Origin of the sequence: Actinospineispora acaciae DSM 45401 (genome assembly GCF_000620785.1) — a bacterium.
In the GTDB taxonomy this organism is placed as follows: domain Bacteria; phylum Actinomycetota; class Actinomycetes; order Mycobacteriales; family Pseudonocardiaceae; genus Pseudonocardia; species Pseudonocardia acaciae.
Genome location: NZ_JIAI01000006.1, coordinates 321,477 through 341,928, shown reverse-complemented (window position 1 = coordinate 341,928; position 20,452 = coordinate 321,477). Strand labels below are relative to the sequence as shown.

The 20,452-nt window shown below is 72.9% G+C and carries 25 protein-coding genes; 16 read left to right on the top strand and 9 right to left on the bottom strand.

Annotation, left to right across the window (positions count from 1 at the left end; all coding sequences use genetic code 11):
• The first annotated feature begins 60 nt into the window (after positions 1 to 60).
• Genes N912_RS0127265 through N912_RS0127225 form a run of 9 tightly spaced genes read left to right on the top strand, consistent with a single transcriptional unit; the run spans position 61 to position 6,969 of the window.
• Positions 61 to 1,026: a DODA-type extradiol aromatic ring-opening family dioxygenase gene (locus N912_RS0127265; protein WP_084211250.1), complete on the top strand. Its 966-nt coding sequence runs from the start codon at positions 61 to 63 to the stop codon at positions 1,024 to 1,026.
• Positions 1,019 to 1,855, top strand: a complete 837-nt coding sequence (locus N912_RS0127260) for a DODA-type extradiol aromatic ring-opening family dioxygenase (protein ID WP_028924893.1) — start codon at positions 1,019 to 1,021, stop codon at positions 1,853 to 1,855. The genes N912_RS0127265 and N912_RS0127260 overlap by 8 nt, the downstream gene beginning before the upstream one ends.
• Positions 1,855 to 2,151 (top strand): BMC domain-containing protein, encoded by a 297-nt coding sequence (locus N912_RS0127255; RefSeq protein ID WP_028924892.1) that lies wholly within the window; start codon positions 1,855 to 1,857, stop codon positions 2,149 to 2,151. Before N912_RS0127260 ends, N912_RS0127255 begins: the two co-directional genes overlap by 1 nt.
• A gap of 8 nt (positions 2,152 to 2,159) precedes the next feature.
• Positions 2,160 to 2,507 (top strand): BMC domain-containing protein, encoded by a 348-nt coding sequence (locus N912_RS0127250; RefSeq protein ID WP_028924891.1) that lies wholly within the window; start codon positions 2,160 to 2,162, stop codon positions 2,505 to 2,507.
• A complete protein-coding gene (locus tag N912_RS54920) occupies positions 2,504 to 2,770 on the top strand; it encodes a EutN/CcmL family microcompartment protein (RefSeq protein WP_051580853.1) in 267 nt (88 codons plus the stop codon). Before N912_RS0127250 ends, N912_RS54920 begins: the two co-directional genes overlap by 4 nt.
• Complete coding sequence (locus N912_RS54915; protein ID WP_037066743.1) at positions 2,767 to 3,807, top strand: PEP/pyruvate-binding domain-containing protein; 1,041 nt, start codon at positions 2,767 to 2,769, stop codon at positions 3,805 to 3,807. The genes N912_RS54920 and N912_RS54915 overlap by 4 nt, the downstream gene beginning before the upstream one ends.
• Positions 3,804 to 5,627, top strand: coding sequence for a PEP-utilizing enzyme (locus N912_RS0127235; RefSeq protein WP_028924890.1), 1,824 nt, complete (start codon positions 3,804 to 3,806; stop codon positions 5,625 to 5,627). The genes N912_RS54915 and N912_RS0127235 overlap by 4 nt, the downstream gene beginning before the upstream one ends.
• Positions 5,624 to 6,322: an HAD-IA family hydrolase gene (locus N912_RS0127230; RefSeq protein ID WP_028924889.1), complete on the top strand. Its 699-nt coding sequence runs from the start codon at positions 5,624 to 5,626 to the stop codon at positions 6,320 to 6,322. Before N912_RS0127235 ends, N912_RS0127230 begins: the two co-directional genes overlap by 4 nt.
• On the top strand, positions 6,319 to 6,969 hold the full coding sequence (locus N912_RS0127225; RefSeq protein ID WP_028924888.1) for a histidine phosphatase family protein: 651 nt from the start codon (positions 6,319 to 6,321) through the stop codon (positions 6,967 to 6,969). Before N912_RS0127230 ends, N912_RS0127225 begins: the two co-directional genes overlap by 4 nt.
• A 3-nt stretch (positions 6,970 to 6,972) precedes the next feature.
• On the opposite strand, the gene rlmN is transcribed toward N912_RS0127225, so the two are convergent.
• Positions 6,973 to 8,082, bottom strand: coding sequence for a dual-specificity RNA methyltransferase RlmN (rlmN, locus tag N912_RS0127220; protein WP_028924887.1), 1,110 nt, complete (start codon positions 8,080 to 8,082; stop codon positions 6,973 to 6,975).
• An 81-nt stretch (positions 8,083 to 8,163) separates the two neighbouring features.
• Between rlmN and N912_RS0127215 the strand changes: the two genes are divergently transcribed.
• Positions 8,164 to 8,967 carry an IclR family transcriptional regulator gene (locus N912_RS0127215; protein WP_342670877.1) on the top strand — a complete coding sequence of 268 codons (804 nt, stop codon included), beginning with the start codon at positions 8,164 to 8,166 and terminating at the stop codon, positions 8,965 to 8,967.
• Position 8,968: 1 nt separating this feature from the next.
• Here the strand turns inward: N912_RS0127215 and N912_RS0127210 are convergent, their stop codons facing one another.
• The gene (locus N912_RS0127210; RefSeq protein WP_028924885.1) at positions 8,969 to 9,418 is read right to left on the bottom strand and encodes a tautomerase family protein; all 450 of its coding nucleotides are present in this window, start codon (positions 9,416 to 9,418) and stop codon (positions 8,969 to 8,971) included.
• Between the two features lie 110 nt (positions 9,419 to 9,528).
• Between N912_RS0127210 and N912_RS0127205 the strand changes: the two genes are divergently transcribed.
• Genes N912_RS0127205 through N912_RS0127195 form a run of 3 tightly spaced genes read left to right on the top strand, consistent with a single transcriptional unit; the run spans position 9,529 to position 11,856 of the window.
• Positions 9,529 to 10,572 carry a threonine aldolase family protein gene (locus N912_RS0127205; RefSeq protein ID WP_028924884.1) on the top strand — a complete coding sequence of 348 codons (1,044 nt, stop codon included), beginning with the start codon at positions 9,529 to 9,531 and terminating at the stop codon, positions 10,570 to 10,572.
• A complete protein-coding gene (locus N912_RS0127200; protein WP_028924883.1) occupies positions 10,565 to 11,473 on the top strand; it encodes a LysR substrate-binding domain-containing protein in 909 nt (302 codons plus the stop codon). The genes N912_RS0127205 and N912_RS0127200 overlap by 8 nt, the downstream gene beginning before the upstream one ends.
• Positions 11,473 to 11,856 carry an OsmC family protein gene (locus tag N912_RS0127195; RefSeq protein WP_028924882.1) on the top strand — a complete coding sequence of 128 codons (384 nt, stop codon included), beginning with the start codon at positions 11,473 to 11,475 and terminating at the stop codon, positions 11,854 to 11,856. The genes N912_RS0127200 and N912_RS0127195 overlap by 1 nt, the downstream gene beginning before the upstream one ends.
• Here the strand turns inward: N912_RS0127195 and N912_RS54910 are convergent.
• From N912_RS54910 to N912_RS54905, 3 genes are read right to left on the bottom strand one after another with little or no spacing between them, the layout of a single operon-like run.
• The gene (locus tag N912_RS54910) at positions 11,843 to 13,357 is read right to left on the bottom strand and encodes a sugar ABC transporter ATP-binding protein (protein ID WP_037066740.1); all 1,515 of its coding nucleotides are present in this window, start codon (positions 13,355 to 13,357) and stop codon (positions 11,843 to 11,845) included. The two genes, N912_RS0127195 and N912_RS54910, sit on opposite strands and share 14 nt — an antisense overlap.
• Positions 13,347 to 14,429, bottom strand: a complete 1,083-nt coding sequence (locus tag N912_RS0127185) for a substrate-binding domain-containing protein (RefSeq protein WP_037066739.1) — start codon at positions 14,427 to 14,429, stop codon at positions 13,347 to 13,349. Before N912_RS0127185 ends, N912_RS54910 begins: the two co-directional genes overlap by 11 nt.
• Positions 14,426 to 15,481, bottom strand: a complete 1,056-nt coding sequence (locus N912_RS54905; RefSeq protein ID WP_051580852.1) for an ABC transporter permease — start codon at positions 15,479 to 15,481, stop codon at positions 14,426 to 14,428. Before N912_RS54905 ends, N912_RS0127185 begins: the two co-directional genes overlap by 4 nt.
• A 186-nt stretch (positions 15,482 to 15,667) precedes the next feature.
• Between N912_RS54905 and N912_RS60745 the strand changes: the two genes are divergently transcribed.
• From N912_RS60745 to N912_RS0127165, 3 genes are read left to right on the top strand one after another with little or no spacing between them, the layout of a single operon-like run.
• Positions 15,668 to 16,186: a hypothetical protein gene (locus tag N912_RS60745; protein ID WP_156994047.1), complete on the top strand. Its 519-nt coding sequence runs from the start codon at positions 15,668 to 15,670 to the stop codon at positions 16,184 to 16,186.
• On the top strand, positions 16,183 to 16,959 hold the full coding sequence (locus N912_RS0127170; protein ID WP_245645435.1) for a DUF6529 family protein: 777 nt from the start codon (positions 16,183 to 16,185) through the stop codon (positions 16,957 to 16,959). Before N912_RS60745 ends, N912_RS0127170 begins: the two co-directional genes overlap by 4 nt.
• Positions 16,960 to 16,986: 27 nt before the next feature.
• Positions 16,987 to 17,457, top strand: coding sequence for a Rieske (2Fe-2S) protein (locus N912_RS0127165; protein ID WP_037066737.1), 471 nt, complete (start codon positions 16,987 to 16,989; stop codon positions 17,455 to 17,457).
• Here the strand turns inward: N912_RS0127165 and N912_RS0127160 are convergent.
• From N912_RS0127160 to pyrH, 4 genes are read right to left on the bottom strand one after another with little or no spacing between them, the layout of a single operon-like run.
• Complete coding sequence (locus N912_RS0127160; protein ID WP_037066734.1) at positions 17,450 to 18,175, bottom strand: class I SAM-dependent methyltransferase; 726 nt, start codon at positions 18,173 to 18,175, stop codon at positions 17,450 to 17,452. The two genes, N912_RS0127165 and N912_RS0127160, sit on opposite strands and share 8 nt — an antisense overlap.
• Complete coding sequence (locus N912_RS0127155; protein WP_051580850.1) at positions 18,175 to 19,050, bottom strand: phosphatidate cytidylyltransferase; 876 nt, start codon at positions 19,048 to 19,050, stop codon at positions 18,175 to 18,177. The genes N912_RS0127160 and N912_RS0127155 overlap by 1 nt, the downstream gene beginning before the upstream one ends.
• Positions 19,051 to 19,100: 50 nt before the next feature.
• The gene (frr, locus tag N912_RS0127150) at positions 19,101 to 19,658 is read right to left on the bottom strand and encodes a ribosome recycling factor (protein WP_028924875.1); all 558 of its coding nucleotides are present in this window, start codon (positions 19,656 to 19,658) and stop codon (positions 19,101 to 19,103) included.
• Between the two features lie 37 nt (positions 19,659 to 19,695).
• Positions 19,696 to 20,451, bottom strand: a complete 756-nt coding sequence (pyrH, locus tag N912_RS0127145) for a UMP kinase (protein WP_028924874.1) — start codon at positions 20,449 to 20,451, stop codon at positions 19,696 to 19,698.
• Position 20,452: the final 1 nt, after the last annotated feature.

Sequence of the window (20,452 nt, the reverse complement as noted above, 5' to 3'; positions counted from 1 at the left end):
CCAGCGGTACTGGACGGAAAGGCAGACCTGGCCGCACCGCAAGCCCTAGCGTGGCCACTCATGTCGCGCGTCTTTCATCTGGACCCACCCGGGCGCGCCCGACGAGCCGAACCCGCCGAGCGTGTCGCCGAGGCTCCGACGGCGGAGAAAGCGGGGATCGTCGCCGGTTACCTCGCGCCGCACCCGCCGCACCTGATCTACGCGGACAACCCGCCGCAGAACGAGCCGAGGAGCACCGGCGGCTGGGACCTGCTGCGGTGGGCGTACCAGGAGGTGCGGCGGCGGGTGCGGGCGCTGGCGCCGGACGTGCTGTTGGTGCACGCCCCGCACTGGATCACCATGGTCGGCCACCACGTGAACTGCGTGCCGAACCCGAAGGGCGTCTCCGTCGAGCCGATCTTCCCGCACCTGTTCCGCTACCACTACGACTTTCGCACCGACGTGGCGCTTGCCGAGGAGCTGGTCGCCCGCTGCGAGGCGAACGGCCTGGTCAGCCGGGGGATGCGGGAGCCGGGCGTGCGCGTCGACTACGCCACGATCGGCGCCCTGCACATGGTCAACCCGGCCTGGGACATCCCGGTCGTGTCGATCAGCGCGAACAACAACCCGTACTTCTACGCCGACGCCGAGCTGGACGAGATGGAGGTGCTCGGCCGCGCCACCAGGGAGGCGATCGAGCGCACCGGCCGGCGCGCCGTGCTGCTGGCCTCGAACACGCTCTCGCACCTGCACTTCGACCGGGAGGCCGAGCTGCCCGAGGACATGTCCGCCGAGCGCCCGTTCAACAACGACCAGTACCGGGCCGACATGAAGCTGCTGGACATCGTGCGCAACCAACCAACGAGCGCGCTGCGCACCGCGATCCCCGAGCACATCGCCGCGACCGAGGCTGAGACCAAGTCGGGCAGCCTCAACTGGCTGCTGGCCTCCATGGACTGGCCGGCGACCAGCGGCGAGGTGCTCGGCTACGGGACGATCATCGGCACCGGCAACGCCGTCATCGAATGGCGGCCGGGCCGTGGCTGAGCAGTCCGCGGTGGTGGCCGCCGCCCTGCTGCCGGGCATGCCGCACCTGCTGGCGAAACAGCCGGCGACGAGCTGGGCCGACCTGCGGGTGGCCTCGGAAGCCGTGGGCGAGCACTTCCGCGAGGCCCGGGTGGACACCGTGCTGATGCTGTCCACCCAGTGGTTCACCGTGCTGGGCCACCAGTTCCAGCTCGACCCGAACCCGAGCGGGCAGCGCACCGACGAGAACTGGTACGCCTACGACTACGGCCGCCTCGCCTACGACTTCCGCATCGACGCCGCGCTGACCGAGCGCTGGATGGGGCTGGTGGCCGAGCGCGGGCTGCAGGCCAGGGGGACGCTCTACGAGGGCTTCCCGATCGACACCGGGACGGTGGTCGCCACCGCGCTGCTCGATCCCGGGCGGCGGTTCCGGTTCGCGCTGGTGTCGTGCAACCTCTACGCCGACGTCGAGGACATCGCCACGCTCGGGCGCACCGCCGTGGCCGCCAGCGACGGGCGCCGGGTGGGTGTGGTCGTGGTGTCCGGGCTGTCCTCCGGGCTGATCCAGCGCTGGATCGAGCCGTCCGAGGACGCCCTCGCGACGCCCGTCCAGGACAAGTGGAACCGGCGGATGCTGGACGCGCTCACCCACGGCCAGGCGGACGAGGCGCTGGCCATGCGGGAGGCATACGCGGCCGAGGCGGCGGTGGACAGCCAGTTCCGCGCGCTCGCGTTCCTGCACGGCGCCGACGCGCTGCGCACGCCGGCCGAGCTGCTGGCCTACGGACCGATCTGGGGTACCGGCGGGGCGGTGCTGCTCTGGCGAACGGAAAGGGACAGGAAGTAATGGCAAACACGTCGGTGGGCTTCATCCAGGCCGAGGGTTTCATCCCCATATACGACGCGGTGGACGCGATCGTGAAGGCAACGAACGTCACCGTCGAGGGCGTGGTCCGGCTCGGCGGCGGGCTGGTCGCGGTGGCCTTATCGGGCGACCTGGCCACCGTCGAGGAGGCGACCGAGATCGGCGAGGAGACCGCGAAGGTGATCTCCGGCGGGGCCGTGCAGTCGATCGTGTTCGCCAACCCGTGCGACACGGTCGCGGCGCTCGCCAGCCAGACCAGCCTGCTCGAAGGAAGCTGAGGACAGAGATGGCGTCCACGGAACGCGCCCGAGGCAATGCGATCGGCCTGATCGAGACGCGCGGCATCGTCGCGCTCACCGCCGGCATCGAGGCCATGATCAAGACGGCGGACGTGCAGTGCATCGCGGTGGACCGGGTGTCGAGCGGTTACCTGATCGCCGCCATCCAGGGCCAGCTCGCCGCGGTGCGCCAGGCGCTGGACGCGGGCTCGGCCGCGGTGAAGCGCTACGGCGAGCTGCGCGCCGCCCAGCTGTACCCGAGGCCCAGCGCGGAGTCGTCAGCGCTGTTGGAGACCCACCGCGCGGCCGCGCTGCAGAACGCGGTGTTGGCGTTGCCGTCCGGGGACGGGCGGTGATCCTCGGGCAGATCGTCGGCCGGGCCTGGTCGGACCGGCAGCTGCCCGCACTGGCCGGGCGCCGGTTCCTGCTGGTCCGCGACGTGACCGACGGTCGGACCACCGTCGCGGTGGACCTGCTCGACGTCGGCATCGGGGCGACCGTGCTGGTGACCACCGACGACGCCGCGGCCGCCGCGTGCGGGGTGTCGTCGGTGGACGCCGCGGTGGTCGCGCTGGTGTCGAACTACGACGGGGCACCCGAACCGGGCGCCGTCCGGTGATTCGCTGGATCGGCGCCGGTGCCGAGCCGCTGGGCGCCGACCAGGCGGGCGGCAAGGGGCGGGCGCTCGACGAGCTGCACCGCCTCGGTGCGCGGGTGCCGCCGGCGTTCGTACTCACCGCCGACGCCTATCGGGACGCCGTGTCGGGCGACGGTGGCCTCGCTGAGGAGATCGGCTCGCTGGTGGCTGCCATCGGGGAGGACACCGAGGCGCTGGAGGAGATCTCGGCGCGGGTGCGGCGGTTGGTGTTCGACGGCACCGCCGGGCACGCCGCCGACGCCGAGCTGCGCGCGGCCTACCGGGAACTGGGTGCCGACGCGGCGGTGGCGGTGCGGTCCAGCTCGGTCGCGGAGGACTCGGCCGAGCGCAGCTTCGCGGGCGAGCACGACACGTACCTGTGGGTGAGCGGCGAGGACGCGGTCAGCGAGGCGGTCCGGCGCTGCTGGGCCAGCCTGTTCACCGCCCGCGCGATCTCCTACCGGGGCGTTGCTCACGGCGACGACGCCATGGCGGTGGTCGTCCAGCAGATGGTCGACGCCACCGCCTCCGGGGTGTTCATGACGCTGAACCCGGCCAACGGCGACCGCTCCAAGATCGTCGTCGAGTCCGTGTGGGGCCTGGGCGAACCGCTGGTCAGCGGCCAGGTCAACCCCGACCGGTTCATGATCGACAAGGTGACCAGGGAGATCCTGGACCGCGCCGTCGCGGACAAGCCCAGCCGCGCCGTCCGCGACCCCACCACCGGCATCGGCACCGCCGTGGTCGCGGTCCCCGACGCCGACCGGAACCGCCCCTCACTGACCGACGAACAACTCGACGAGCTGGTCGACCTGGCCCGCCGGGTCGAGCGCCACGCCGGCCGCCCCCAGGACGGCGAATTCGCGCTCGATCACGGACGGCTGTACCTACTACAGTCCCGCCCGGAGACCGCCTGGAGCGCCCGCCCGGCCCAGTCGGTGACCGGTGGTGGTAGTTCGGACGCCCTGACCCACGTCATCGCCGCCCTGAGCGGCGACCGGACCCGAGGACTTCGATGAGCTCCTTTCCCAGTCCGTTCGAGATCGAGACCCCGCCCGGCGCCGAGGGCTGGGAGTCGATGTACAACTGGTACCACCTGTTCGGCGAGGACCGGCGCGAGGCCGACGAGGGAAAGTTCTGGTTCCAGGACGCGCTGCACCACCCGTACGTGATCTATCCGTACGACGAGATCCAGTGCGAGTGCTGGTGGCAGGCGCTGGGCGGGATGAACACCCGGATCTTCGCGATGCCGCCGGCCTTCGGCGTCGAGCAGCGCATCCTCAACGGCCGGCTCTACGTCACGCCGGTCGAGGCCCCCGCTGACCAGGTGGCCGAGCGGGCGGAGGCGTTCGGCGAGCGCGCCGGCTCCTACTACAGGGAGTGGGACGCGATCTACGAGGGCTGGAAGGAGAAGGTCGCCGAGCGGGTGGCGCTGATCCGCTCGCTGCGCTTCGACCCGCTGCCCGACCGCGAGCCCCTGGAGACGGTGACCTCGCGGCTGGGCCACTCCGTCGGGTTCCGCTGGGAGCGCGACTTCGCGCTGATGGTCACCACCATGTACGAGACGTACCAGTGGCACTTCGAGCTGCTCAACATCGGCTATGCCGCGTACCTCACGTTCTTCCAGTTCTGCCAGCGCGCCTTCCCCGGGATCAGCGACCAGTCGGTGTCGCGGATGGTCGGCGGCCTGCACGTGGACCTCTACCGGCCGGACGACGAGCTCAAGCGCCTGGCCAAGGAGGCCGAACGGCTCGGCGTCGGGGACGTCATCCTCGGCCAGGAGAACCTCACCGAGGCGCTGCGCGCGCTGCGGAACACCGAGGCCGGCCGGGAGTGGGTGAACGACTGGGAGTCCACCAGGGACCCGTGGTTCCACATCAGCTGCGACCCCGGCCACCCCGGCGGCGACCACCGGTTCGGCACCTGGGACGACCACCTGGAGATCCCGTACGGCTCGGTGCGGGACTACCTGGGCAAGCTGCGCGCCGGCGAGGCCATCGACCGGCCCACCGAGCAGGTGCTCTCCGAGCGCGACCGGATCACCGCCGAGTACCGGGCGCTGGTCGGCGCCGAGGACGCCGCGAGCTTCGACGAGCTGGTGACGCTGGCCAGGCAGGTGTTCCGCTACATCGAGGAGCACGTGCTCTACATCGAGCACTGGACCTGGACGGCGTTCTGGGCGAAGTCCAGGGAGCTGGCCGCCTCGCTGACCGCGATGGGCGTGCTGGACGACCCCGAGGACCTGTTCTTCCTGCGCCGCACCGAGGTCACCGAGTTGATCTTCGACACGGTGGCGGCGTGGTCGACCGGCGCGCCCGGGCGGGGCCGCGCGCACTTCGGGCCGATCATCGCGCGGCGCCGGGAGATCTTCGCCGCGCTGGAGGCCTGGCAGCCGCCGCCCGCGCTGGGGCCGCCGCCGACGAGCGTGAGCGAGCCGTTGACGATCATGCTGTGGGGCATCACGACGGACTCCGTGTCGCGCTGGCTGGAGGACGGTACGGGCGGTGGGTCCGACGGTTCGCTGCGCGGGATCGCGGGCTCGCCCGGGGTGGTGGAGGGGCCGGTGCGGGTGGTGCGGTCGGCCACCGAGCTGGCCCAGGTGCAGCACGGCGAGGTGCTGGTCTGCCCGGCGACCTCGCCGGCCTGGGCGCCGGTGTTCTCCCGGATCGCGGCGACCGTCAGCGACGTGGGCGGGATCATGAGCCACACCGCGATCGTCTGCCGGGAGTACGGGCTGCCGGCGGTGGTCGGCACCGGGCGGGCGGTGGCCACCCTGGAGAACGGGCAGCGGGTGCGGGTGGACGGCAACACCGGCGTGGTCACCGTGCTGGACCGATGACCGCGGACATCGGCTGGCGCGCCACCCGTCTCCGGACGGTGCGGCGTGGGGCGGCGATAAGGGCCCGCGCCGCCGGCCGGGAGGCGCACACGATCACCACCGTGCTGCTCGACCTGGGTGGCGTGGTGGTGCCGACGCTGTTCGAGGTGGTCGACGACCCTGGGTTCCCGCGCGGGCCGTTCGGGGACGATCCCCGGTACGCCGAGGTGGAGCGCGGCCGGCTGCAGGAGCGGGAGTACTGGGCCGAGGTCTCGGCGGACCGGCCGGGGTTGGACATCGGCGAGTACTTCCGCACCCGGCTGGGCGTGCGGGCCGAGATCAGGGAGCTGCTGCGCGCGGCGGTGGGCCGGGCCCGGATCGCGGCGCTGACCAACGACATGGCGCACTGGTTCGGTGACGGGTGGCCTACTCGGTTCCCGGAGTTCGGCCAGTTCGACGCGCTGTTGGAGGCCTCGAAGTACGGCGTGCTCAAGCCGGATCCGTCGGTGTTCCGGTGGGCCGCCGCGCGGCTGGACGAGCGCCCGCGGCGGTGCCTGTTCGTCGACGACCTGCCGTCCAACCTGCGCGGCGCGGCCGCCGTGGGCATGCCGACCGAGCACTTCGACGTCACCGACCCCGCCGGCTCGGTGCGCCGCATCCTGGACCGGCTGGGCATCCCCGCCGACGGCGCCGGCCCGCGCGTGTTCCGGCCATGATCCACCTGGTCAGGCACGGCGAGACCGCCAGCTACGACAGCGACGCCGGGCTCACCGCGCGCGGCGTGCGGCAGTCCTCGGAGTACGGCGTGGCGCTCGCCCGCTCGCTGGCCCCGGGCACGCCGGTCGAGGTCCGCTACGCCCCCACCGAACGTGCCCGCGCGACCGCCGAGTCCGTGCACAAGGCGCTCGCCGAGGCCGGCCTGCCCTCGGACGGCTGCCACCGCGACGACGGCTTCCGCAACCTGTACGTGTCGGTGGACGGCCGCGAGCTCGAACCCACCCAGGCCCACGCCCTGCTCGCCACCTCGGACGGGGGCTGGGCCGCCGAGGCCCGCAGGTTCTGGCGCGCGCACGAGGCCGGCGACGCCATGGGCTTCTGGCTGCACACGCCGCTGCTCTGGCACGAGCCGCCGGCCTCCGTCGTCCGCCGCCTGCTGACCACCGCCGCGTCGCTGACAGCGCCCGGACACGTAGTGGTGGCCACCCACTCCGGCTGCCTGCGCGCGCTCGTGGCCTGGGCGGCCGGCGAGGACCTGGGCGAACCGGAGAACGCCGAAGAGGTCCGCCTCGCCGTATCCCCCGCCGCCGACCGCGTCACCGTCGGCTACCGCGCGGACGACTGGACGATGCCCCTGCCCCGGTGAGCGCTAACCGTCGGCGGCGAGTTGGCCGCAGGCGGCGGCGATCTCCTGGCCACGGGTGTCGCGGACGGTGCAGGCCACGCCGGTGGCGCGCACCCGTGCCACGAACTCGTCCTGGACGTGCGGCGGGCTGGCGTCCCACTTCGACCCTGGCGTGGGGTTGAGCGGGATGAGGTTGACGTGCACCAGCCGGGTGGTCAGGTGCTTGGCGAGCAGCTTGCCGAGCATCTCGGCCCGCCACGGCTGGTCGTTGACGTCCCTGATCAGCGCGTACTCGATGGACACCCGGCGGCCGGTGGTGTCGGCGTAGCGGCGGGCGGCGGCCAGCACCTCTGTGACCTTCCAGCGGTTGTTCACCGGCACCAGCGTGTCGCGCAGCTCGTCGTCCGGGGTGTGCAGGGACACCGCGAGGGTGACCGCGAGCCCCTCCCCCGCGAGCTTGTCGATCGCCGGCACCAGGCCGACGGTGGACACCGTCACCCCGCGCGCGGAGATGCCCAGCCCGGCCGGCGACGGCTCGGTGATGCGGCGCACCGCGTCCACCACCCGCCGGTAGTTGGCCAGCGGCTCGCCCATGCCCATGAACACGATGTTGGACAGCCGGCCGGGGCCGCCGGGCAGCTCGCCCGCGCGCATCGCCGCCGCGCCCATCCGCACCTGCTCGACGATCTCGGCGGTGGACAGGTTGCGGTTCAGCCCGCCCTGGCCGGTGGCGCAGAACGGGCAGGCCATGCCGCAACCGGCCTGGCTGGAGATGCACAGCGTGGCGCGGTCGGGGTAGCGCATGAGGACGCTCTCGACCAGCGTGCCGTCGTGCGCGCGCAGCAGCGCCTTCTGGGTCGTGCCGTCGTCGCAGCTCAGCTTGCGGACGACGGTGAACAGCGGCGGGATGAGGTCGTTGAGCAGTCGCTCGCGGCTGGCCGCCGGGATGTCGGTCATCTCGCCGGGGTCGACGGTCAGGCGGGTGAAGTAGTGGCGGGAGAGCTGGTCGGCGCGGAACGCCCGCTCGCCCAGCGCGGTCACCGCGTCCCGGCGGTCTCCGGTGGAGAGGTCGGCAAGGTGGCGAGGTGGGAGGCCGCGTTTCGGGGCGTCGAACACCAGGGGCAGGGAGGTCATGACCTGCTTATTGTCCCATGACCCGGACACCGGTTCGTAACAAACCTGGTCACCGGCGGGCGGGTGCACGATGCTGCACGGATGCGGAACCCCGGTGAGTCCGGCGCGATGTCGAGCGAGCGCCCGCTTGGGCCGGTGCCGCCCAAGTCGGTGCTGGCCAGGGGGTTGCGGCTGCTCGACGCGTTCGGGCCGGCGGACACCGAGCTGAGCCTGGCGGAGCTGTCCGCCCGCACGGGGCTGCCCAAGCCGACCGCGTACCGGCTGCTGCGCCAACTGCTGGCCTGGGGCGGGGTGGAGCAGACGCCCGGGGGTGGCTACCGGCTCGGGCTGCGGCTGTTCACCCTGGGGCAGCAGGTGCCACGGCAGCGCGAGCTGCGGCGGCGGGCCCTGCCGTACCTGGAGGATCTGTACGAGGCCACGCACGAGAACGTGCACCTGGCGGTCTACCACGGCACGGACACGCTGTTCCTGGAGAAGCTGACCGGGCACCGGTCGACGCCCATCGTGTCCCGGCCGGGCAGCCGGCTGCCGGGGCACTGCACGGCGACCGGGAAGGTGTTCCTGGCGCTGGGGCCGCCGGAGCGGCTGCACCGCACGCTGGACGGCGGGCTGAGCCGGCTCACCCCGCGCACCATCGTGCTGGCCGGCATGCTGCGCCGCGAGCTGGACCGCACCCGGGACCGGGGCTACGCGGTCAACGTCGAGGAGTCCGAGATCGGCGTGGTGGCGGTGGCCGCCCCGGTGCTGGACGGCGCGAGCCGGGTGATCGCGTCGATCTCGGTCACCGGGGGGACGCACCAGATCGCCGTCGAGCGGCTGGCGCCGACGATCTGCGTGGCGGCCAAGGCGCTGAGCCGCGAGCTGGCCACGGCGTCGGCCTCGTAGCTCACTCCAGCCGCCGGCCGAGCGCCAGCAACCGCTCGCGCAACGGCTCGTCCAGGCTGGCCATCCACTCCCCTTCGCGGCCGTGCTCAGGCAGCACCCGGCCGAACTCGACCATCTGCGCGGCCGGGACCTCGCAGAGGTACACCCAGACCGCGTCCTCGGGGACGCCGGCCACCTCGACGACGCCGTCGCGGATGCCCGAGGCCAGCTCGGCCTTGGCCTCCCGGGTGCGCCCGTCGCGGATGTGGCCGTGCACGAACACCGACGGCGCGTCCGCGAGCTCACCGCCGATGAAGTGGTCACCCAGCGCAAGCCGCTGGTAGATGACCTGGGCGAACGACGGCGGGGCGCCGGTCGCGCGGCTGTGCGCGATCGTGACCCGCCGGGCGAGCACCTCCCTGCGCTCGGCGGTGAGCGTCCCGTCGTGGGTGTGGATGACGTACGTGGGCATCGACCCTCCAGAAAGACAGGCTTACTGGTTAGCAAAGGACAGAAAACAATGCGTTATGCTTGCGGGCGGTCACGCTAGCAACGGCAACGACGGACGAGAAGGGGTACTTCGTGATCGACCTGCGCAGCGACACCTGCAGCCGCCCGACGCCGGCGATGCGGGAGGCGATCGCCGCCGCGGCGGTCGGTGACGACGTGTACGGCGACGACCCCACGGTCCGGGAGCTGGAGGCCGAGACGGCCCGGCTGCTGGGCAAGGAGGACGCGGTGTACATGCCGACCGGCACGATGACCAACCAGGTCGGCATCCGGGTGCACACCGAGCCGGGCGACGCCGTGCTGTTCGACCAGGCCGCGCACGTGTACCTGCTGGAGGGCGGCGCCCCTGCCGCGCTGTCCGGCGTGCTGCCCCGGACGCTGCCGGGGGTGCGCGGCGTGTTCACCCCGGCGGACGTCGAGGCCGCGGTGGGCCGGCCGCACCGGTCGATGCCGTCCACCGTGGTGCTTCCGGTCAGGCTGCTCTGCGTGGAGAACACCCACAACATCGGCGGCGGCTCGGTGTGGCCGGTCACGGCCGTGCGCGAGGTCGCCGAGGCCGCCCGCAAGCACGGGCTGGCGTTGCACCTGGACGGCGCGCGGCTCTGGCACGCGTGCGCCGCCACCGGGGTCGGCGAGGCGGAGTACGCCGAGCCGTTCGACACCGTGAGCGTCTGCTTCTCCAAGGCGCTGGGAGCGCCGGTCGGGTCGTGCCTGGCCGGGCCGCGCCGGCTGACCGACCGCGCCCGCCGGTTCAAGCAGCAGTTCGGCGGTGGCTTCCGGCAGGCCGGGATCATCGCGGCGGGCGCCCTGTACGCGCTGCGCCACCACCGCGAGCGGCTGTCCGAGACGCACGCGCTGGCCCGCCGGTTCGCCGAGGGCGTCGAGGCGCTGCCCGGTGTCGAGCTCGACCTGGACACCGTCGAGACCAACATCGTGCGCTTCCGGATGCCCGGTGTGGACGCCGGCGAGGTGGTCGACCGGGCGTACGAGCGGGGCGTTCAGGTGCTCCCGTCCGGGCCCGACGGCATCCGCGCGGTGTTCTACCTGGACATCTCCCCCGCCGACGTGGACCGGGCGGTCGCCGTCCTCGGCGACGGCCCGGCAGCCAGTGCTTGACGTCCGCCGGCTGCGCCTGCTGCGCGAGTTCTCGCTGCGCGGCACGGTGGCCGCCACCGCCGAGGCGCTGCGCCTGACCGGGCCGGCGGTGTCCCAGCAGCTGGCCGCGCTGGAGCGCGAGGCCGGCGTCGCGCTGCTGGAGAAGCGCGGCCGCACGCTCGCGCTGACCCCCGCCGGCCGGCTGCTCGCCACCCACGCCGAGGTGGTGCTCGGCAACCTGGCCACCGCCGAGGCGGAGCTGTCCGCGCTGCGCGGCGGGGCGCTGGGCACCGTGCGGATCGCCGCGTTCCCGTCCGCCGCCCGGGCGCTGGTGGCCCGGCTGTGGCCGTCCGAGCTGGAGCTGCGGCTGGTCGAGCAGGAGCCGGACAGGTCGGTGGAGTCCCTGCTCGCCCACGACGTCGACGTGGCGGTCGTGCACGCCTACAGCCTGCTGCCCCGCGAGCTGCCCGACCGCGACCGGCACCACCTGCTCGACGAGCCGGTCCTGCTCGCGCTGCATCCCGACGACGCCGCCGCGCGCGGCCTCGGCCCGGGTGCGGCGGCGGAGCTGTCGGACTTCGCGTCGGCGAACTGGCTGGTCCCCGGCCCGGAGACGTCCTGCCACGAGATGATCAGGCGGGCCTGCGGCGCGGCCGGGTTCGTGATGAAGGCGACCGCCCAGGCCACCGACTTCGCGGTGCTCGCCGAGCTGGTCGCCGCCGGAGCCGGCGCGGCCCTGATCCCCCGGATGGCCATGCCCGAGCGGTTCTCCGGTGTGAGCGTCCACCCGCTGCGCCGGCCGGTGACCCGCACGGTCACCGCCCTCACCCGGCCCGGCGACAGCGCCCGGCCGCAGGTCCGCCGGGTGCTCGACGGCCTGTGTCGCGCGGCGGCCAAGCACATGAGCGAAAGGAGTCGATAGTGGTCGAAGCTTCGGCACTGCCCACCCCGTACCAGGTCAGGTTCCGCGCCGGCCCGAACAGCGGGACGGCGGACACCCTCAAGAACGGCGTCGGCGGCCACGCCGGCCCGCGCCCGCACGAGCTGCTGGAGGCCGCGCTGGCCAGCTGCATGACGATCACCGCGCGGATGGCGCTGGAGCGGATGGGGGTGTCCGGCGTCGAGGTGAACGTCGAGGTGGAGCTGGAGCGGACCGAGGAGGCGAGCACGTTCCGTTACCGGCTCACGCTGGACCCGCCGCAGGACGACGCCCGATACGACGAGGTGGTGGCCAGCATCGAGCGGTCCCCGGTCCGGCGGACGCTGAGCAAGCCGCTGCTGTTCGAGCCGGCTACACGGCGGTGAAGCCGGCGTTCATGGCGACGCTGAGCTCCGCCTCGGTCAGGGTGTCGCCGGCCAGCTCCCGCACGATCCGGCCGCGCTGGAACACCAGCACCCGGTCACACACCGCGACCAGCTCGGTCAGGTCGGTGGAGGCCAGCAGGACCGAGGTGCCGGCGTCGGCCAGCTCGGCGATCACGTCGTGCACCTCGACCCGCGCGCCGACGTCCACGCCACGGGTCGGGTCGTCCAGGACCATCAGCACCGGGTCCGACTCCAGCCACTTGGCCAGCACGACCTTCTGCTGGTTGCCGCCGGAGAGGCTGCCCGCCGGCTGGTGCGCGCTGCCCCGGATGCGCAGCCGCCGGCCGTACCCGACCGAGGCGGCCACCAGCTCCGAGACCTTCAGCCAGCCGCCGCCCCGGCCCAGCCCGAGCCAGCGCACCGCGCCGACGTTGAGCCAGACCGGTTCGTCCAGCATCAGCCCGTAGCGCTTGCGGTCGCTGGACACGAACGCCACGCCGGAGCGGATCGCCGCGCGCAGCGACCGGGGCGCCGGGCCGCCGGCCACCTCCACCGCGCCCGAGAAGGCGCCGGCCCGGCCCGTGACCACCTCCAGCGCGGCGAGGTGGCCGGCGTCCTCCAGACCGGCCAGGCCGACCACCTCGCCGGCGCTCGCGGTGAACGACACGTCCACCAGCCGCCCGGGCAGATCGACGTGCTCGAACGCCGCGACGGCGTGCATGGCGCCCGTGCGGCGGGTGCGGTGCCGGCGCTCCGGCGGGGCGTCCCCGAGCATCGCCGTGACCAGGTCGGCCAGCCGCACCGAGGCGCTGGGCACCCCGTCGCGCACGACCTTGCCGTCGCGCAGCACCGTGATCCGGTCGGCGAGCTCGAGCACCTCCTCCAGGAAGTGCGAGATGTAGAGCACCGCGATGCCCTGTCCGGCCAACGCGCGGATCACCCCGCGCAGCCTGACCGCGGCGGCCCGGGGCAGCGAGGAGGTCGGCTCGTCCAGGATCAGCACCCGGGGGCCGGCCACCATCGCCCGGCACACCTCCAGCAGCTGCCGGTCGGCCAGCGGCAGCGTCGCCACCCGGGCGTGCATCGGCACGTCCAGGCCGAGCTGGGCCAGCACCGGGCCGGCCTTCGCCGCGACCGCCCTGGCGCTGGTCAGCCCGGCGACGGTGGGCGGGCGGTTGGGGAACAGGTTCTCCGCCACCGTCAGGTCCCCGAACAGGCTCAGCTCCTGGGCGACGGCGGCGACGCCGTGCGCCGCGGCGGCCGAGGCGCTGCCGGCGGCCAGCTCGGCGCCGTCCACCTCGACGCGGCCCGCGTCCGGCCGGACCACCCCGGAGAGCACCTTGACCAGCGTGCTCTTGCCGGCGCCGTTCTCCCCGACCAGGGCGTGCACCTCGCTGGCGCGCAGCGTGATCCCGGCCCCGCGCAGCGCCGTCACCCCGGCGAAGTGCTTGGTCACCCCGGTGGCCCGCAGGACCACGTCGGCGGTCGGGTCAGCGGGCATCGCCGAGCGGGCGCAGGTAGGCGTTCGGGTTGGCCAGGATCTTGTCGATCTCCGGTTTGTAGTAGTCGTAGGCCGCCTGCGGCGAGGTCTGCCGTTTCAGGATGGTGTCGATGTTGCCCTGGTCCACCACCAGGCCCGGCATGTGCAGCCAGCCCTGCGGCAGCGGCGTCTTCTCCTTCACCGACTTGATCAGCAGCGCGGTGGCGATGTAGCCCTTCAGGAAGTGCTCCGGGTCGATGGTGACGAAGTCGAAGCCGGCCTTGACCTCCTGCAGCGTCTTGGCGTCGACGTCGGCGCCGGCGACCAGGTACTTGCCGTTCTCGTCCCGCTTGATCTTGGCGAGGTCGTAGCTGTCGGCGTCCCCGACCCCAAGGAAGGCCAGCGCGGTGGGGTTGGCGTGCACCAGCGACTGCCAGGCCTGCAGGTTCTGGTTCGGGTCGCTGTAGGTCAGGTACGGGCCGAGCGGCGTGATGCCGGGAGCCTTGGCCTTGAGCGTGTCGGCGATGCCCTTGGCCCTGCTGTCCAGCACGGGAGTGCCCGGGTTCGGCACGCCGATCACCACCGGGCCGCTCGGGTTCGGCGGCAGCCGCTTGAGCAGCTCGTTCGCCAGCATGGTCCCGAGCTCGTAGTTGTCGTTGCCCACGTAGAGGCTCATCTTGCTGCCGGGGGTGGGCGCGGTGTCCAGCGCGACCACGGGCACCCCCTGGTCGATGGCCTGGGCGGCCGGGCGGGTGAAGATCGGTGGGTCCAGGTTCTCCAGCACCACGCCGTCGCGCGCGGTCTTGACCAGGTTCTGGAACAGCTTCTCCTCGGCGGGGCCGTCGGTGTTCGGCGGCCCGACGGCCTGGAAGTCCACCCCGCCGGCGTGCTGGGCGGCCGAGGTGGCGCCGTCCACCATCTCGCGGGCGAAGTTCAAACTGATGTTGGCCACCGCGATGCCCATGGACAGCTGGCCTCCGCCGCCCTGCGCCCCGCCGGACTGCCCGCCGCCTCCGCCGCCCCCACCGCACGCCGAGAGCACGCACGCCGCGACCGCCGCCACCGCTGTCGCACACAGCCGTGTTCGCCTCATCCCGGACCTCCTCCTTTGCGGCCGCCCGTACGGCGGCGGACCCGCCGCAACAGTGCGTCGAAGCCCACCGCGACCAGGATCACCGCGCCGGTCGCGAACGTCGTCCAATTGATCGGCACCCGGAAGAACACCAGGCTGGCGGCCACCGTGGACAGCAGCAGGTTGCCGACCACCGCCCCGGGCACCGAGCCGCGCCCGCCGGCCAGCGGGGTGCCGCCGATGATGCAGGCCGCGATCGCCGTCAGCTCGTAGCCGTTGCCGATGGTCGGGTCGCCGGCCACATAGAAGGCCAGGCTGAGCGCGGCGGCGATGCCGGCGGCCAGGCCGGTCACGCCCATCGCGGCCACCCGCATCCGGGCCACCGGCAGGCCGCTGAAGGCCGCCGCGTCCGGGTTCGAGCCGATCGCGCGCACCCGTACCCCGAACCGCGTCCTGGTGAACACCACGGTGAGCACCAGCGCGCACGCGATGATCACCCAGATCGCCGTGGGCACCCCCAGCACCGACCCGCCGACGACCACGAAGAACGAGCTGTCCGCCGGCAGGTCCGTGATCTGCTTGCCGTCCGCGAGCGCCAGCCCTATGCCCCGGCACAGCAGCGCCGAGGCCAGCGTCACGATGAACGAGGGCAGCCCCAGGTACGCGGTGACCGCCCCGTTGGCCACGCCCACCAGGGTCGCCAGCGCCAGGGTCAGCGGCAGCGCCAGCCACGGGTTCAGCCCGGCCCTGATCAGCACCGCCCCGGCCACCACGCACAGCGCGTAGTTGCCGCCGACGGACAGGTCCACCTCCCGCATGGCCAGCGCGAACACCATGCCGGCCGCCATCAGCCCGACGTACACCGAGCCCTCGGCCACCGAGAGCAGGTTCGCCGGCGCCAGGAACCCCGGCCGCGCCGAACCGACCACCGCGACCAGCACGACCACCGCCGCCGTGACACCCAGCTCCTCGCGAACCACCCGGCGGTACCACGGGCGCCCGTTCCCGCCGGCCGGCGTCGACTCGGCGGCGGCTTCGTCCGCGCCCACTGCCGCGTCGCCGGCTCTGACCATGGCAGGAGAATCTCCATCGGCGCCGATGTGCGGCAAGCCACACGTTTCAATGGTTGAAATCACGATGCCGCCGTCTGACGCGCGCGGGCGTGATGCCCGGAAAGCCGCCGGCGCGGTGAACCGATCGCGGGCCCCGTCCGTGTAGAGCCTGGATACAGAGCTCACCCCCGACCTGGAGCGATGATCATGAGGTCCCGAGGGCCGATCCTCACCATGCTGTGCATGGCCGTCCTGGCCATCGCGCTGCTGGCGGTGAACATGTACGCCGGCCGCAAGCTGGCAGCCCAGACGCACGACCCAGCCGTGTCCAACGCCGCCGGCAGCTCCCCAGCCCCGGCCGCTCCCCCCGCCGTCGCGGCCGTGCCCGCCCCCGCCGCGCTGCCCGTGACCGGCGCGTTCAACGGCCGTACCGCCGGGCGCAAGGGCGGCGAGGCGACGGTGGCGATCACGATCACGGACGGCAACGCCCGAGGCTACGTGTGCGACGGCAAGAAGCTGGAGAGCTGGTTCGAGGGCCGGGTGGACGGCGCGTCGATGACCCTGCGCGGCAAGGGCGCCAACGAGCTGACCGGCGAGCTGCGCGACGGCAAGGTGACCGGGACGGCGTCGGTCAACGGCGCGAAGTGGCAGTACTCCGCGACCCCCGGCCCGGCGGCCGCCATCCCCGCCCCGCCGGCCGGCCGCAACGGCGGTGGCGCCCGATGAGCCGGCACGAGGAACCGCCCAGGATCATCGACTCCGATCCGCTCACCACCCCGCTGCCCGCGCAGGGCGTCCGCACCCTCGGCGGGCACCCGACGGGCGACCCGGTGACCAGCCGGATCACCGTGCCCGGCCCCCGCAAGGAGACGACGCCACCGGCGCGCGAGCAGCGGGAGGAGCCGGAGGAAGAACCCCGCGAGCGCCCGCAACGCCCGGCCGCCGAGCGGCACCGCAGGAGCAAGCCGGCGCCCCGGCCCCGCGCCGCCGTGCTCCTGACCTCGGTGCTCATCGGCGCGATCGTGTCCGTCGGGCTCGGCGTGTACGGGCGGATGCACGAGCCGACCGGCTACGCGGTCAACCTGGCGGGGTTCTCCGGGCCCGGTTACGTCAAGGCCTGGCTGGCCAGCGTCGCCGGGGTGTTCGCGCTGCTCCAGCCGATCACCGCGAGGCTGATGTACCGGCGCAAGGGCGCGCCGGGCTGGGTCGCGGGCCTGCACAGGTGGTCGGGGCGGATCGCGGTGCTGGTCAGCGTCCCGGTGGCGATGCACTGCCTGTTCGCGTTCGGCTTCCAGGCCGACAGCACCCGGGTGCTGCTGCACTCACTGGCCGGCTGCCTGTTCTACGGCGCGTTCACCACCAAGATGCTCTCGCTCACCCGGCCTGGGACGCCGAAGTGGGCGGTCCCCTTGTTCGGCGGACTGGTGTTCACCATCCTGGTGGCGCTGTGGGCGTCCTCCGCGTTCTGGCTGTTCAGCAAGCAGGGCGTGCACCTCTGATCCCACCACGAGGAAGGACACTACGACGTGACCTACCAGAACCCGCCGAACCCGCTGAATCGTCGTGCCGCGCTCGCCGCCGGGGGCGCGGCCAGCGCGCTGATCGTCACCGGCTGCTCGACCTACTCGGCGTCGGGGGGCGGCGGCTCGGCGTCCTCGGCGCCCGCCGCGAACGACGCGCCCGCACCCGACAACGCCGCCGCCCAGGGCGGCGCGACGTTGGGGCCGGCCAGCTCGGTGCCGGTGGGCGGCGGGAAGGTGTTCGCCGACCAGAAGGTGGTGGTGACGCAGCCGGCGGCCGGTCAGTTCAAGGCGTTCTCGGCGGTGTGCACGCACCAGGGCTGCACGGTGAACGCGGTGGCCGGCGGGACGATCAACTGCCCATGCCACGGCAGCAAGTACAAGATCGCGGACGGCTCGGTGGCGAACGGGCCGGCCAAGCGCCCGCTGGATGCCAAGAAGGTCAGCGCGGACGGCGGCACCCTGCGGCTCACCTGATCCGGCCGCCGGGGACCAGCAGGCCGGAGGGCTTGCGCCGGGTGTGCAGGCGGTAGCCGACGGGCAGCGTCAGGCCCTCGGTGGCGGCGATGGCGCGGCGGGCCACCGGCGCGGAGAACTCGATGGCCAGCACCGCCTCCAGGCTGTCGCGGTCCGGGAACCGCCACTCGGTGTCCACCCGCCGCAGGGTGAACCCGCGCCGTTCGAAGAACCGTTCCACCTCGGCCGGCCGGTAGCGCGGCAGGTCGGCGCGCATCCAGTCGCCGTACGGGCCCCGGGTGCCGTCGAGGTCGACGATGGCGAGCACGCCGCCGGGGCGCAGCACCCGGTCGGCCTCGGCCAGCCCCGGCTCGCAGCCCGGGCCGAAGAAGTAGGCGGTACGGGCGTGCACCAGGTCTGCGCTGCTCTCCTTGAGCGGCAACAGCTCGGCGCCGGCTTCTCGCACCTTGATGTTCTCGAATCCGGCGACTCGTTGCTCGGCCCGGGCGACCAGCGGCGGGTGTGGCTCGATGCCGGTCACGGTGCGCGCGGTGCGGGCGAACATCGGCAGGTGATAGCCGTCCCCACAGCCGACGTCCACCACGTCGGCGCCGGCCCAGTCCGTCACCTCGCGCAGCGCCGCCCAGATCGCGCCGGCCGCGTCCTGCGCCCGGTTCTCCCGCTCGTAGACCTCGGGCCAGTGCCAGATGTTCGGGCTGGGCACCGGGCTCACGCGCATCAGCCGATCGGCACGAACAGGCTGAGCAGCAGCCAGGCCAGCATCGCGGTGGGCAGCAGCGAGTCCATCCGCTCCATCAGCCCGCCGTGCCCTGGCAGCAGCGAGCCCATGTCCTTGATGCCGAGGTCGCGCTTGACCAGCGACTCGATCAGGTCGCCCGCCGTGGCCACCGCGACCAGCAGCGCGCCCAGCGGCACCCCCAGCCACCAGTGCCCGTGCAGCAGCAGCGACACGCACAGCGCGCCGGCCACCATGCCGGCGGCCAGCGACCCGGCGAGCCCCTCCCAGGACTTCTTCGGGCTGATCGTGGGGGCCAGCGGGTGGCGCCCGGCGACCACGCCCGCCGCGTAGCCGCCGACGTCGGAGGCGACCACGCAGATCATCCAGGTGAGCACCCGGCCGGTGCCGTCCGAGGGCAGCACCAACATCGCGGCGAACGCGGCGAAGAACGGCACGTAGATGACGGTGAACAGGGACCCGCTGACGTCACGCAGGTAGCCGTCCGGCCCCTCCCGCATCCGCCACAGCAGGCACGCCAGCGCCGTCACCGCGGCGGCCGACAGCACGCCCAGCGCCCCGAACGGCCACGCCAGCCACAGCGTCGCCTGGCCGCCGACCAGCGCCGGCCACACGGCGATCTTGATGCCACCGCTGCGCAGCGCGCCGGCCAGCTCCCAGGTGGCCACCGCGATCGCGACGGCGACCACCGCGATGAACCACTGCCGGGCGACGAACAGGCTGATGAGGATCACCGCGCCCAGGCCGACGCCGACGAGGATCGCGGCGGGAAGGTCCCGTCCCAGTCGAGAAGGCGGCCGACCCGCCTCGGCGTGACTCACCGCCCTCCTCGCTCCTCGGTGGTCGTCGCGGGCCATTATCGGTCCGGTAGCTGCCGCGTCCGATGTCGGGTGAGATGACACGCCGCTCACACCTCGAGCAGCTCGGCTTCCTTGTGCTTGACCAGATCGTCCACCTGCGTGACGTAGCGGTCGGTGACGCCCTGCAGCTCCTTCTCCGCGCGGGCCACCTCGTCCTCGCCGGCCTCGCCCTCCTTGGAGATCCGGTGCAGCTCCTCCATGGCCTTGCGCCGGATGCTGCGGATCGAGACCTTGCCGTCCTCGCCCTTGCCCCTGGCGACCTTGACCATCTCGCGGCGGCGCTCCTCGGACAGCTGCGGGATCACCACCCGGATGATGGTGCCGTCGTTGCTCGGGTTGACCCCGAGGTCGGAATCCCTGATCGCTTTCTCCATCGCCCTGAGCTGGCTGGTGTCGTAAGGCTTGATCACCGCCATCCGGGCTTCCGGGATGTTCACCGAGGCCAGCTGGTTGAGCGGCGTGGCCGCCCCGTAGTAGTCGACCACGATCCGGGAGAACATGGCCGGGGTGGCCCTGCCGGTGCGCACCGAGGTGAGGTCTTCCCGAGTGACCGAGACGGCCTTTTCCATCTTCTCCTCGGCCTCGAAGAGAGTCTCGTCGATCACGGCTGCTCCAGGTGCTGCTGGGTGTTGGTGGGCGTACTCAGGCGCCCTGAGTACTGACCAAGGTGCCGATCCTCTCACCTCGCACCGCCCGGCCGATGTTGCCCTCGGTCAGCAGGTTGAACACGATGATCGGCATATTGTTGTCCATGCACAGGCTGAACGCCGTGGCGTCCGCGACCTTCAGCCCGCGTTCCAGGACTTCCCGGTGCGTGACCTCGTCGAACATCTTCGCGTCCGGGTCGAGCTTGGGGTCGGCGGTGTAGACGCCGTCCACGCCCTTGGCCAGCAGCACCACGTCGCAACCGATCTCCAGCGCGCGCTGGGCACCGGCCGTGTCGGTGGAGAAGTACGGCATGCCCACGCCCGCGCCGAAGATCACCACGCGGCCCTTCTCCAGGTGCCTGATGGCCCGCCGTGGGATGTACGGCTCGGCGACCTGGCCCATGGTGATGGCCGTCTGCACCCGGGTGTCGATGCCGTGCTCGCGCTCCAGGAAGTCCTGCAGCGCCAGGCAGTTCATCACCGTGGCCAGCATGCCCATGTAGTCCGCCCGGGAGCGTTCCATGCCCCCGTCGGTGAGCTGGGCGCCCCGGAAGAAGTTGCCGCCGCCGATCACCACGGCCACCTGGACGCCGCCGGCCACCACGTCGGAGATCTGGCGGGCGATCGCCTGCACGACCGTCGGGTCGACGCCGACGGACCCGGCGCCGAACATCTCGCCGCCGAGCTTGAGCAGCACCCGGCGGTAGCCGCCCTCGAATCCGGAGCGGCTACCGCCGTCTGCGTCGCTCACC

Excerpts from the sequence above, each read along its gene's own strand:
- N912_RS0127230 (WP_028924889.1), top strand. The coding sequence starts at position 5,624 with ATGACCGCGGACATCGGCTGGCGCGCCACCCGTCTCCGGACGGTGCGG.
- N912_RS0127210 (WP_028924885.1), bottom strand. The coding sequence starts at position 9,418 with ATGCCCACGTACGTCATCCACACCCACGACGGGACGCTCACCGCCGAG.
- N912_RS0127215 (WP_342670877.1), top strand. The coding sequence starts at position 8,164 with ATGCGGAACCCCGGTGAGTCCGGCGCGATGTCGAGCGAGCGCCCGCTT.
- N912_RS54910 (WP_037066740.1), bottom strand. The coding sequence starts at position 13,357 with ATGCCCGCTGACCCGACCGCCGACGTGGTCCTGCGGGCCACCGGGGTG.
- N912_RS54905 (WP_051580852.1), bottom strand. The coding sequence starts at position 15,481 with ATGGTCAGAGCCGGCGACGCGGCAGTGGGCGCGGACGAAGCCGCCGCC.
- N912_RS0127160 (WP_037066734.1), bottom strand. The coding sequence starts at position 18,175 with ATGCGCGTGAGCCCGGTGCCCAGCCCGAACATCTGGCACTGGCCCGAG.
- rlmN (WP_028924887.1), bottom strand. The coding sequence starts at position 8,082 with ATGACCTCCCTGCCCCTGGTGTTCGACGCCCCGAAACGCGGCCTCCCA.
- N912_RS0127185 (WP_037066739.1), bottom strand. The coding sequence starts at position 14,429 with ATGAGGCGAACACGGCTGTGTGCGACAGCGGTGGCGGCGGTCGCGGCG.
- N912_RS0127225 (WP_028924888.1), top strand. The coding sequence starts at position 6,319 with ATGATCCACCTGGTCAGGCACGGCGAGACCGCCAGCTACGACAGCGAC.
- N912_RS60745 (WP_156994047.1), top strand. The coding sequence starts at position 15,668 with ATGAGGTCCCGAGGGCCGATCCTCACCATGCTGTGCATGGCCGTCCTG.
- N912_RS0127250 (WP_028924891.1), top strand. The coding sequence starts at position 2,160 with ATGGCGTCCACGGAACGCGCCCGAGGCAATGCGATCGGCCTGATCGAG.
- N912_RS0127255 (WP_028924892.1), top strand. The coding sequence starts at position 1,855 with ATGGCAAACACGTCGGTGGGCTTCATCCAGGCCGAGGGTTTCATCCCC.
- N912_RS0127235 (WP_028924890.1), top strand. The coding sequence starts at position 3,804 with ATGAGCTCCTTTCCCAGTCCGTTCGAGATCGAGACCCCGCCCGGCGCC.
- N912_RS0127265 (WP_084211250.1), top strand. The coding sequence starts at position 61 with ATGTCGCGCGTCTTTCATCTGGACCCACCCGGGCGCGCCCGACGAGCC.
- N912_RS0127170 (WP_245645435.1), top strand. The coding sequence starts at position 16,183 with ATGAGCCGGCACGAGGAACCGCCCAGGATCATCGACTCCGATCCGCTC.
- N912_RS0127155 (WP_051580850.1), bottom strand. The coding sequence starts at position 19,050 with ATGGCCCGCGACGACCACCGAGGAGCGAGGAGGGCGGTGAGTCACGCC.